The organism is Alteromonas sp. ABE4_545 (assembly GCF_056161325.1).
In genome coordinates, this window is record NZ_JBSWYY010000093.1 from 1 (window position 1) to 232 (window position 232).

At 51.7% G+C, this 232-nt stretch carries 1 pseudogene; it reads left to right on the top strand.

From position 1 onward, the window contains the following. Positions 1 to 232, top strand: a pseudogene (locus tag ACXAH6_RS20460) (transketolase); the annotation flags it as partial.

The window sequence follows — 232 nt, forward strand, 5'->3', positions numbered from 1 at the left end:
CTTGATGAAAGCGCAAAGCATCTTTGTGTACACCCACGACTCAATCGGTCAGGGTGAAGATGGCCCGACACACCAACCTATCGAGCAAATTGCTAACCTACGCCTTACGCCTAACCTAACTACATGGCGTCCTTGTGATGCAGCGGAAGCAGCAGAAGCATGGCGTCAGGCGATTGTGAAGCAAGATGGCCCAAGTGCACTTATCTTCTCTCGCCAAGGCACAAAAGCCATG